This is a genomic window from Micromonospora sicca (assembly GCF_003172935.1).
Lineage (GTDB): Bacteria > Actinomycetota > Actinomycetes > Mycobacteriales > Micromonosporaceae > Micromonospora > Micromonospora sicca.
In genome coordinates, this window is record NZ_QGKS01000120.1 from 1 (window position 1) to 12,005 (window position 12,005).

Below are 12,005 nucleotides of genomic sequence, written 5' to 3' on the forward strand. Positions count from 1 at the left end.
CTCCGGGCTCGCCGGCGCCCGGCCCGCGCCGGCCTGGTCCGCCGTCCCGCCTCCGCCGCCCGCCGGGATGGGCGCCGGCCCGCCCGCGTCGAGTGACGCGGGATCGCCCTCCGGCGCCGGAGCGGGGCCCGGCGGCCCCACCCACCCGCCGGTCTGCGTCGACACCCGACCGCCGCCGGCAACCGACCCGAGCCGGCCGCTCGGGCGGCGCGCCGGCCGGGTCGCGATGTCCCGCCGGGTGGTCGCGATCCTCGACGCGGCCGTGCTGGCGGCCGGGCTCACCGTCGTCGTGCTGCCGCTGACCGAGGCGGCGCACCGGCCCCCGGTCGTGCTGGTCGGGCTGGCCGTCGTCGGCGCGTTCCAGGCCGTGGGCCTGCTCCGGCTGCCCGGGCGTTCCCGACTCTCCGGCCGGCAGCGGCTCCGTCGGACCGTGGACGGGGTCGGGCTGGCCGTCAGCCTGGTCTTCGCCGGCTGGGTGCTGCTGCCGGCCGGCCAGGTGCCGCCGCCGGCCCGGGCGGCGACCGTCGCGGGCGCGGCGGGGCTGGCGGTGCTGGTCGTCGCCGCGCTGGCCGAGCGGCGGCGCCGCCCGGGCGCGGCGCTCTGCCTGGCCGGGGCGGCGGCCACGCTGTCCGGGCTGGCCGGTCTGGTGGTGCTGCTGGCCTATGCGGCGCCGGAACGCGCCGTCCTCACCCTGGTCCCGCCGCTGGTGGCGGGCGCGCTGCTCACCGCCGCGGGGGCACGACGCGCCTCGGCGGGGGAGACCCTGCGTCCCGACGGGTCGCCCGCGCCGTGGCCCCGGGTGACCGCTCCGGCCGGCATCGCCGCGCTCGCCGCCGGCCACCACCTTTGGGCGGTGGGGGAGTTCAGCGCCCCGGCGATCGCGCTCGGGCTGGCGGTGATCCCGCCGGTGATCCTCCAGGAGCTGCTGACCGCCGCGGACCACCGCCGGCACGCCGAGCGGATGATCGCCCGGGAGGCGCGGCTGCGCGAACTCGTCAACGACCTCGACGAGCGGGACCGGCTGACCCGGACGGTGCGCCGGCTCATCGCCACGGACCAACTCACTGGGCTGGCCAACCGCCGGGAACTGCTGCGCGAGCTGTCCGCCCGGGGCGCGGCGCCCACGCCCGGTGCGCTGCTCGTGGTCGACCTGCACGGGCTGGGCATGGTCAACGACGGGTCCGGGCACGCGGTCGGCGACGAGGTGCTGGTCGAGGTCGCCGGGCGGCTCCGGGCCGGCTGCGGGCCGGGCGACCTGGTGGCCCGGCTGGCGGGTGACGAGTTCGCGGTGCTCACCGACGTCGGGTCGGTGCTGGCGTACGCGCTGGCCACCCGGCTGCTGGCCGCGCTGACCGAGCCGTACCCGCTGCCCGGCGGGGCGGCGCGCCTGCAGGCCAGCGTCGGGTTGGCGGAGACCGGTGGAGGGGAACCGGAGGACGTGCTGCGCCAGGCGGATCTGGCCCGCCGCCGGGCGGTGCAGCTCGGCCGGGACCGGGTCGAGTGGTACGACGCCTATCTGGAGGAGCAGCTGGTCCGCCGGCTCGACCTGGAACGGGAGCTGCCCGGTGCGATCGCACGGGGCGAGCTGGACCTGGTCTACCAGCCGGTGCTGGCCCTCGCGGACCGGCGCCCGGTGGGCACCGAGGCGTTGCTGCGCTGGCGCAGTCCGGTGCTGGGCACGGTGCTGCCCGCCGAGTTGCTGCCGGTCGCGGAGGACCTGGACCTCGCCGGCGAGCTGGGCCGCTGGGTGCTCGACCGGGCCTGCCGGCAGCTCGCCCAGTGGTCCGAGGGCGGTCGGGACCTCTGGATGTCGGTGAACGTCGGGCCTCGGGAGCTGGTCGCGCCGGACTTCGTGCCGCGGACGGCCACCGCGTTGGCCGCGTACGGCGTGCCGGCGGACCGGCTGGTGGTCGAGGTGGCGGAGCCGGCGGTCGCCGCCGAGCTGCCGACCGTGGTGGCCCGGCTGGCCGGGCTGCGCTCGCTGGGCGTGCGGACGGCGTTGGACGACTTCCGGGCCGAGCACGCCTCGCTGGCCCAGCTCCGCCGGCTCCCGATCGACCTGCTCAAGGTCGGCCCGCACCTGGTCGGGTCGGACGGCGACGCGCAGCGACCGCTGATCGACGTGGTGATCAGCCTGGGCGACCGGCTGGGGGTGGACGTGGTGGTCGAGGGGTTGGAGTCGGACGCCCAGGTCGACGGGGCGCGCCGGGCCGGCTGCCGGTACGGCCAGGGTTTCGCACTGGCCCGGCCGGCGACCGCCGAGCGGGTGGAGGCGTGGTTCGAGGAGTTTCCCTCGACCTCCCGTTGAACCGGCTCGTTCATTACTTCCCGACCTCGGTGGTGGCCGTCTCCGACCTGGCCAGCGGCAACTACGTCATCTACGGTCGGGTGCTGGCCGGCGCGCGGAATCATGGAAGGCGCGGTGAGGTCGTGAGCCATCGAGCGCTGCACGAGGGTTGGGTGCTGCGGGCCGTACCCGGTCCGCAGGTGCCGCCGGAGATCGTCGACCGGGAGGTGCCGGCGACCGTGCCCGGCTGCGTGCACACCGATCTGCTCGCCGCCGGCCTGATCCCGGACCCGTACCTGGATGACAACGAGAGCGGGCTCGCCTGGATCGGGCGCACCGACTGGGTCTACGAGACGACCTTCGCCTGGCAGCCCGGCGACGACGACCGGGTGGACCTGGTCTGCGTCGGGCTGGACACGGTCGCCACGGTCACCCTGAACGGCACCGAGGTCGGCCGCACCGAGAACATGCACCGTGGGCACCGGTTCGCCGTCACGTCGCTGTTGCGCCCCGGCCGGAACACGCTGACCGTCCGCTTCGACTCGGCGTACCGCTACGCGGAGGCGCACCGGGACCGGCTCGGCGACCGGCCGAACGCCTACCCGGAGCCGTTCAACTTCATCCGCAAGACGGCGTGCAACTTCGGCTGGGACTGGGGTCCCACGGTGGTGACCGCCGGCATCTGGCAGGAGATCGGGCTGCACGGCTGGTCCACCGCCCGGCTCGCCGCCGTCCGGCCGGTGGTCACCGTCGCCGGCGACAGCGGCCGGGTGGAGCTGCACGTCGAGGTCGAGCGGGCCGCCGCCGCGCCGGTCACCGTCCGCGCCACGGTCGCCGACGCGGCCGGCGAGGTGACGATCCCGGCGGGGGAGCGCACGGCCGTGCTGACCCTCACGGTTCGCGACCCCGAGCGGTGGTGGCCCCGGGGGTACGGCGACCAGCCGCTGTACGACCTGGTGGTGACCCTCTGCGCGGAGGACGGCCGGGCGCTGGACGTGTGGTCCCGCCGGATCGGCTTCCGCTCGGTACGTCTCGACACCGCCCCCGACGCGCACGGCTCCGCGTTCGCCCTGCACGTCAACGACGTGCCGGTCTTCGTCCGCGGGGTCAACTGGATCCCCGACGACGCGTTCCCCAACCGGGTGACCCGGCAGCGGCTGGCCGAACGGTTCGACCAGGCTGTTGGGGCGAACGTCAACCTGCTCCGGGTCTGGGGGGGGCGGCCGGTACGAGTCGGAGGACTTCTACGAGCTGGCCGACTCCCTCGGCCTGCTGGTGCAGCAGGACTTCCTCTTCGCCTGCGCCGCGTACCCGGAGGAGGAGCCGTTCCGCAGTGAGGTCGAGGCGGAGGCGGTGGAGCAGGTGACGCGGCTGGCCGCCCACCCGTCGCTGGTGCTCTGGACCGGCAACAACGAGAACATCTGGGGCTGGCACGACTGGGACTGGCAGGCGCCCCTGGCCGGCCGCACCTGGGGGCGCGGCTACTACCTGGAGCTACTGCCCCGGATCGTCGCCGAGCTGGACCCGACCCGGCCGTACTGGCCGGGCAGCCCCTGGTCGGGCGGCGAGGACGTGCACCCGAACGACCCGGCGCACGGCACCGCGCACATCTGGGACGTCTGGAACACCGACGACTACCGGAAGTACCGGGAGTACCTGCCGCGCTTCGTCGCCGAGTTCGGCTACCAGGCGCCCCCGGCGTACGCGACGCTGCGCCGGGCCATCTCCGACGAGCCGCTCGCCCACGACTCACCGGGCATGGCGCACCACCAGAAGGCCGCCGACGGGGACCTGAAACTCCAGCGCGGGTTGGACGCCCACCTGCCGGTGCCCGTCGACTTCGACGACTGGCACTACCTGACGCAGCTCAACCAGGCCCGGGCCATCCAGCTCGGGGTGGAGCACTTCCGCTCGCACCGGCCGGTCTGCATGGGCACCATCGTCTGGCAGCTCAACGACTGCTGGCCGGTCACCTCCTGGTCGGCGGTCGACGGCGACGGCCGGCGCAAGCCGCTGTGGTACGCGCTGCGCCGCGCGTACGCCGACCGGCTGCTCACCGTGCAGCCGCGGGACGGTGGGCTGGCCGTGGTGGCGGTGAACGAGACCGGCGCGGCGTGGCGTGGGGCGGCCACGATCACCCGGCTCACCCTGGCCGGGGAGCCGAGGGCGAAGACCTCGGTCGAGCTTGACGTTCCCGCGTACGGCGCGGTGGTGCTGGCGCTGCCGGCGGAGCTGGCACGGCCGGACGAGGCCCGCCGCGAGGTGCTGGTCGCCGAGGCCGGCGACCAGGCGGAGCGGGCGCTGTGGTTCTTCGCCGAGGACCGGGACGTCGACTGGCCGGCGGCGGAGTTGGACGCGGTGGTCGAGCCGGTCGACGGCGGCCAGCGGGTCCGGGTGACCGCCCGGTCGGTGCTGCGCGATCTCACGCTCTTTCCCGACCGGCTCGACCCGTCGGCCCAGGTGGACCAGGCGCTGGTCACCCTGCTGCCGGGGGAGTCGGCGACCTTCACCGTGCGGGCCGACGCGCCGCTGGACCCGGCGGCGCTGACCGCCCGCCCGATGCTGCGCTGCGTCAACGACATCACCGTCGGTATCTCGCCAGCGGACTGATCACGCCTCCTGGCGACCGTCCTGGCGGATGTCACCGTGAGCGACATGCCTGAGAGTCATATTTATGACCCTCAGGCATGTCGCTCACCGCGGATAGTCCTCGCCGGCCACGGCACGCCGCGCCTTCCCCTGCCCGGCTCGGCGCGGCCCTCGGTCCTGACGCCACCGGACCGACTTGAAGAATTCTGCAAGTGCTAAAGTCTTCAGGTCTTCGGGGAGGTTTCATGTCGGTGCCGCTGTACCAGGCGAAGGCGGAGCTGTTCCGCACCCTCGGGCATCCGGTCCGGATCCGGGTGCTCGAACTGCTCCAGGACGGGCCCAAGCCGGTCCGGGACCTGCTCGCGGCGATCGACGTCGAGGCGTCCAACCTCTCCCAGCAGCTCGCCGTGCTGCGCCGCGCCGGCATGGTGACCTCCCACCGCGACGGCCCTCTCGTCATGTACGCGCTCAGCACCCCCGACGTGGCCGACCTGCTGGCCGCCGGACGGCGCATCCTCGGCGCGGTCCTCACCGACCGGGACGCCCTCCTCGACGAGCTGCGCGGCACCGGAGGGGACCGGTGACCGGAGCGGCGCTCGGCCACGCCGCGGGTCCGGCCACCGGCGGCGCCGGCAGGGGACCCTCGCGCCGGCAGCACGACGGGCACCGGCTGCGGCGGGTCGGCGGCCTGCTCCGCAGCCGACTGCTCGGGCTGCTGCCCGGCCGGGCCGACTGGGCGGCGGCCCGCCGCTCGCCCCGGCGGGACCTGCTGGCCGGGCTGACCGTGGCGGTGGTGGCGCTGCCGCTGGCTCTGGCCTTCGGCGTCACCTCCGGGCTGGGCGCCCAGGCGGGCCTGGTCACCGCCGTGGTCGCCGGCGCGGTGGCCGCCGTCTTCGGCGGCTCCAACCTCCAGGTCTCCGGGCCCACCGGGGCGATGACCGTGGTCCTGGTGCCGGTGGTGCAGCGCTTCGGCCCCACCGGGGTGCTCATGGTCGGGGCGATGGCCGGCCTGGTGCTGATCGCCCTCGCCCTGGCCCGCCTCGGCCGGTACGTCCGCTACCTGCCCACCCCGGTGATCGAGGGCTTCACCGCCGGCATCGCCGTGGTGATCGCCCTGCAACAGGTCCCCGCCGCGCTGGGCGTGACCGGCGCCCACGGCGAGAAGGTCTGGGCGGTGGCCGCCGACGCGGTCGCCCGGTTCGTCGTACATCCGAAACCGGCGGCCCTCGCGGTGGCCCTCGCCGTCGCGGCGCTCATGCTGCTCGGCGCCCGGTGGCGTCCCCGGCTGCCGTTCTCGCTGCTCGGGGTGGCCGCCGCGACCGTCCTCGCCGAGCTCGCCCCGGTCGACCTGGTGCGCATCGGCGCGCTCCCGCAGGGCCTGCCCGCGCCGTCGCTGGGCTTCCTCGACCTCGACGCGGTGGGCATGCTGCTGCCCAGCGCGCTCGCGGTGGCGGCCCTCGCCGCGTTGGAGAGCCTGCTGTCGGCCACCGTCGCCGACGGGATGACCGTCGGCCAGCGGCACGACCCGGACCGGGAACTCTTCGGCCAGGGCCTGGCCAACCTCGCCTCGCCGCTCTTCGGCGGCATCCCGGCGACCGCCGCCATCGCCCGCACGGCGGTGAACGTCCGCGGCGGGGCGGCCTCGAAACTCGCCGCCCTCACCCACGCCGTGGCCCTCGCGGCGATCGTGCTGGCCGCCGCGCCGCTGGTCGGCCGGATTCCCCTCGCCGCGCTGGCCGGCGTGCTGCTGGCCACCACCGTGCGGATGGTCGAGGCCGGCTCGCTCTGGGCGCTCGCCCGGGCCACCCGCGGCGACGCGGTCGTGCTGGTGCTCACCTTCGCCGTCACCGTGATCTGGGACCTGGTGACCGCCGTGGCCGTCGGACTGGCTGTCGCCGTCGTGCTCGCGCTGCGCGCGGTCGCCCGCAGCGCCCGGCTGGAACAGGTTCCCCTCGACGCCGGCGAGCACCGCGCCGAGGAGCACGCGCTGCTGGCCGAGCACATCGTGGCCTACCGGCTGGACGGGCCGCTCTTCTTCGCCGCCGCGCACACCTTCCTGCTGGAACTCTCCGAGGTCGCCGACGTCCGGGTGGTCATCCTGCGGATGTCCCGGGTGACGACGATGGACGCCACCGGGGCGCACGTGCTCGGCGACGCGATCCGCCGGCTGCGGGGACGCGGCATCACCGTCCTGCTCTCCGGCATCACCCCCGGCCACGACCAGGTGCTCAGCACCCTGGGGATCGCCGACGAGCTGCGCCGCGAGGGGCTGGTCTTCCCGGACACCCCGGCCGCGATCCGGCACGCCCGGACCGTCGCGCTGGGCGGAGCCGACGCAGCCGCACCCGTGACAGCCGTCACCGCCTGATCCCTCCTGGCGGCCCTCCGTCGGATCACTTCGTCAGCGGACAGGCCGGGGCGCCGAGTGGGAGCCCCGGCCGCTCACTCCGGGACGCGTCGGTAGGCGCCGTCGCTGGCCGAGGTGGCCATCGAGGCGTACGCGCGCAGCGCCGCCGACACCGGTCGCTGCCGGTCGGTCGGGGTGTACGGGCGGTCCCGCTTCTCCTCGGCCACCCGCCGGGCCTGCAGCACGTCCTCGGGAACGTTCAGCTCGATGGAGCGCCCCGGGATGTCGATGACGATCTCGTCGCCCTCGCGGACCAGCGCGATCAGCCCGCCGGAGGCCGCCTCCGGGGAGACGTGCCCGATCGACAGGCCGGAGGTACCGCCGGAGAACCGCCCGTCGGTGAGCAGCGCGCAGGACCGGCCCAGCCCGCGACCCTTCAGGAAGGAAGTGGGGTAGAGCATCTCCTGCATGCCCGGGCCGCCCTTCGGGCCCTCGTACCGGATCACCACCACGTCGCCGGCGACCACCTGCTTGGCCAGGATGGCCGACACCGCGTCGTCCTGGGACTCGTAGACCTTCGCCGGGCCGCGGAACGTCAGGCACTCCTCCGGCACCCCGGCGGTCTTCACCACGCAGCCGTCCGGGGCCAGGTTGCCGTGCAGGATGGCCAGCCCGCCGTCGGCCGAGTAGGCGTGCTCCCGGTCCCGCACGCAGCCGCCGACCGCGTCGGTGTCCAGGGACGACCAGCGGTTGGTGGTGGAGAACGGCTCGGTGGTGCGCACCCCGCCCGGGGCGGCGTGGAACAACTCGACCGCCTCCGGGGTGGCCGACCCGCCGCGCACGTCCCAGTCGGCGAGCCAGCGCTCCAGGTTGGGGGAGTGCACCGCGTGCACGTCCCGGTCGAGCAGGCCGGCGCGGTCCAGCTCGCCGAGGATGGCCGGGATGCCGCCGGCCCGGTGCACGTCCTCCATGTGGTACTGCGGCGAGTTCGGGGCGACCTTGGCCAGGCAGGGCACCCGGCGGGAGATGGCGTCGATGTCGGCCACGTCGAAGTCCAGCTCGGCCTCCCGGGCGGCGGCGAGCAGGTGCAGGATCGTGTTGGTCGACCCGCCCATGGCCACGTCCAGGGCGACCGCGTTCTCGAAGGCGCTCCGGTTGGCGATGGCGCGGGGCAGCACCGAGGCGTCGTCGCCGTCGTACCAGCGCTTGGCGATCTCCACGGCGGTGCGGCCGGCCTCGACGAAGAGCGACCGGCGGGCGGCGTGGGTGGCCAGCGTCGACCCGTTGCCCGGCAGCGCCAGACCGATCGCCTCGGTCAGGCAGTTCATCGAGTTGGCGGTGAACATGCCGGAGCAGGATCCGCAGGTCGGGCAGGCCGAGCGCTCGATCTCGCCGAGCTGGTCGTCGGTGACCGCCTCGTTGGAGGACGCGATCATCGCGTCGATCAGGTCGATCTTGGAGTGCACGATCCCCTCGATCGCCACCGTCTTGCCGGCCTCCATCGGGCCGCCGGAGACGAAGACGGTCGGGATGTTCAGCCGCAGCGCGGCCAGCAGCATCCCCGGGGTGATCTTGTCGCAGTTGGAGATGCAGACCAGGGCGTCCGCGCAGTGCGCGTTGACCATGTACTCCACCGCGTCGGCGATCAGCTCCCGGCTGGGCAGCGAGTAGAGCATGCCGCCGTGGCCCATCGCGATGCCGTCGTCCACCGCGATGGTGTTGAACTCCCGGCCCACCCCGCCGGCCTCGGCCACCGCGTCCGCGACCAGGCCGCCGAGGTCCTTGAGGTGTACGTGACCGGGGACGAACTGGGTGAAACTGTTGGCGATGGCGACGATCGGCTTGCCGAAGTCGTCGTCGGTCATCCCGGTGGCCCGCCACAGGGCCCGGGCACCGGCCATCGTCCGACCGTGGGTGGAGGTCCTCGACCGCAGCTCAGGCATGCGTACCAGTCTGACACCGGTCTCGCGGCGACCCCCCGGTGCGCGCGCCGTGTCCCAACAGTTGCGCACCCGGTTCCCCACGAAGTGCGCCCATCCGGCACAGTTGAGGTCGTGCACTTCCCCCCGGGCATGGCCGCCGTCGCGGTGCTGAGCGGGCTCGTCGCCGCCGTCGCCACCGCGCTGCTGACCGCGTCCGCCCGCCGCCGGGTGGGGCCCCACCGCCAGGCTCACGTGCTGCTCGCCACGGCGGCCGGAATCGCGCTGCTCACCCTCCTCGTCGGGGTCACCGCCACGCTCGCCGACAGCGAGCACTGGGCCCACCACCAGGGGCAGCGCACCGGCTTCGCGACCCTGATGTCGATCGGCACGGCGCTGTGCGGGCTCGCCCTCGGCGCCGCCCTGCTCCGGCTGCCCGGGACGGCCGCGACCGGGCCCGCCACCGCCCGGCTGCTCCTCGACGGCCTGATCATGGCCAGCGCGCTCTGGTTCGTCGGCTGGGTGGTGTTCACCGAACCGACCCGGCTACTCGGCGCGGCCACCCCGATTGCCTGCGTACCGATCGTGCTGGCCACCCTGGCCGCCGCGCTCACCGCCGGGCTGACCATGATCATGGTACTGCGGGCCGCCCCGCCCCGGCGCCGGCTCGCCCTGCTCGGCGCCGGTGTGACCGGGGTGACCTGCGGCGGGCTCGGCCTGGCCACCGGGCTCTGCCAGGCCGGCCCGGGGATGGCGCTGACCGGCGCGGCGGTGCAGGCGGCGGGGCTGCTGGCCACCGTCCTGGCGGTGTACCGGGTCGACCCGCCCGGCCAGGTGGACGTCGACCTGATCCGCCGGGACGGCGAGTACGCCTTCGTGCCCATGTTCGCCATGGCCGCCTCGGCGATGTTCCACCTCCTCCAGGGCGGCCGGTTCGACGCGTTCGGCATCGTCGCCGGCAGCGTCGAGGGCTTCGCGCTGGTGGCCCGGCAGTACCTCGCGCTCAACGACGTGCGCCGCTACGCCGGCCGGCTGGCCGAGCGGGAGGCGCACTTCCGCGAGCTGGCGCACACCGACCCGCTGACCGGCCTGGCCAACCGGCGCGGGCTGCTGCGGGCGCTGCACCGCTGCGTCGAGGCCGATGTGCCCGGCGTGCTGCTCGGCCTCGACCTCGACGGCTTCAAGAACGTCAACGACATGCGCGGGCACGACGTCGGCGACGTGGTGCTCGCCGAGGTGGGCCGCCGGCTGCGCGGCAACCTGCGTCCGGGCGACCTGGCGGCCCGGCTCGGCGGCGACGAGTTCGCGGTGCTGATGCGCGGCTCGACCGACGCCGACCGGGTGGCCGAGCGGCTGCTCGGAGTGCTCGGCCGCCCGTACGACCAGCCCGAGGGGCCGGTCTTCCTCTCGGTCAGCATCGGGGTGGCCGGGAACTGCGGCGAGCCCGACGTGGAGCTGCTGCTGCGCAACGCCGACCTGGCCCTGCGCTACGCCAAGCAGCGGGGCAAGAACCGGATCGAGCGGTACGACGCCGCGTACGACCAGCTGCTGCGCCGGCGGACCACGCTCGAGCACGAGCTGCGCGGGGCGATCGAGCGCGACGAGCTGCGGCTGGCGTTCCAGCCGGTGGCGTCGCTGCCCTCGGTGCGTCCGGTCGGCGCCGAGGCGCTGCTCCGCTGGCACCACCCGGAGCTGGGCAACGTCCGCCCGGACGAGTTCATCCCGCTCGCCGAGGAGTGCGGGATGATCGCCAAGCTGGGCGCCTGGGTGCTGCACCAGGCCTGCTACCAGCTCTCCCGCTGGCTGGCCGACGGCCACGACGTCTGGGTGTCGGTGAACGTCTCCCCGCGCGAGCTGCACGCCCCGGAGTACGTCGTGCAGGTCGCCGACGCGCTGCGCGCGCACCACGTGCCGCCGCAGCGGCTGGTGCTGGAGGTCACCGAGCACGCGGTCGCCACCGACCTCGACGAGCTGATCCGGCGGCTGACCGCGCTGCGGCTCACCGGGGTCCGGATCGCGTTGGACGACTTCGGTGCCGGCTACTCCTCGCTGGGGCAGCTGCGCCGGCTGCCGATCGACATCCTGAAGATCGACCACAGCCTGGTCGCCGAGCACGAGCCGGTGCGTCCGGTCGGCCGGGACGGGCCCGCGTTCGCGCCGATGGTCGACATCGTCATGCGCCTCGGTCACCAGCTCGGGCTCGAGGTGATCGCCGAGGGCGTCACCAACCCGACCGAGCTGGCCGCGGTGGTCGCCGCGGGCTGCCGGTTCGGGCAGGGCGCGCTCTTCGGCTGGGGGGTGCCCGCCGAGCACCTGGAGGCGATGCTGGAGGCGGCGACCTCGCCGGGCGCGCGCCCGGCGCCGTTGCCCCCCGCTCCGCCGGCCGCTCCGCCCCGCCCCGCGCCGTCGCCGCTGCTGCCGCGCCTGCGGTCGAACCCGCCGGTGCCGGCGCCGCGCTCTCCGCAGGAGGGTTTCCCGCAGGTGGGAGGGGCCCGCGATGCCACTTCCGGGTACGACACGCCCGGGTCCGTGAACCAAAATGTGGGATCAGTTGACTCATCGCGTGAGATGCGTCAGGCTTAGCGGCATGTCGTCGAACCGGTCGCTGCGAGTACTTACCTGAGCGCACTCTCCCTGATCGAGAGTGCGCTGGCCCCGTGCATCTGCACGTGGGCCGTTTTTATTGCCGTCGGAACCCATCGGGGCGGCCCCCGCCCGCGTTGCACTCTGTGAAAGAGCCTCACCCACTCCAGCCGGAGGCCTGAACCGCCATGACGAGACCCACGCCAGAGACCCTCGCCCACTCCGCCCGACGGGCCCGCCCGGCCTCCGAGCCGGCGATCGACGCCGACCACGCCCCCAC

The 12,005-nt window shown here is 74.8% G+C and carries 5 protein-coding genes and 1 pseudogene; 5 read left to right on the top strand and 1 reads right to left on the bottom strand.

The features are described from left to right. From DKT69_RS05495 to DKT69_RS05510, 4 genes and pseudogenes are all read left to right on the top strand, one after another. Positions 1-2,308 (top strand): putative bifunctional diguanylate cyclase/phosphodiesterase (locus DKT69_RS05495; RefSeq protein WP_109800499.1); only part of this gene is annotated, 2,308 nt, incomplete at its 5' end. Positions 2,309-2,430: 122 nt separating this feature from the next. Continuing rightward, a pseudogene (locus DKT69_RS05500) lies at positions 2,431-4,897 on the top strand (glycoside hydrolase family 2 protein). A gap of 224 nt (positions 4,898-5,121) precedes the next feature. After that, complete coding sequence (locus tag DKT69_RS05505; protein WP_109800500.1) at positions 5,122-5,460, top strand: ArsR/SmtB family transcription factor; 339 nt, start codon at positions 5,122-5,124, stop codon at positions 5,458-5,460. Between the two features lie 86 nt (positions 5,461-5,546). Next, on the top strand, positions 5,547-7,244 hold the full coding sequence (locus tag DKT69_RS05510; RefSeq protein ID WP_109800503.1) for a SulP family inorganic anion transporter: 1,698 nt from the start codon (positions 5,547-5,549) through the stop codon (positions 7,242-7,244). A 74-nt stretch (positions 7,245-7,318) separates the two neighbouring features. On the opposite strand, the gene ilvD is transcribed toward DKT69_RS05510, so the two are convergent. Further along, the gene (ilvD, locus tag DKT69_RS05515; RefSeq protein WP_109800501.1) at positions 7,319-9,166 is read right to left on the bottom strand and encodes a dihydroxy-acid dehydratase; all 1,848 of its coding nucleotides are present in this window, start codon (positions 9,164-9,166) and stop codon (positions 7,319-7,321) included. 129 nt (positions 9,167-9,295) lie between these two features. Between ilvD and DKT69_RS05520 the strand changes: the two genes are divergently transcribed. After that, entirely contained in the window at positions 9,296-11,725 is a 2,430-nt protein-coding gene (locus DKT69_RS05520; protein ID WP_109800502.1) for a putative bifunctional diguanylate cyclase/phosphodiesterase, read from the top strand. Positions 11,726-12,005: the final 280 nt, after the last annotated feature.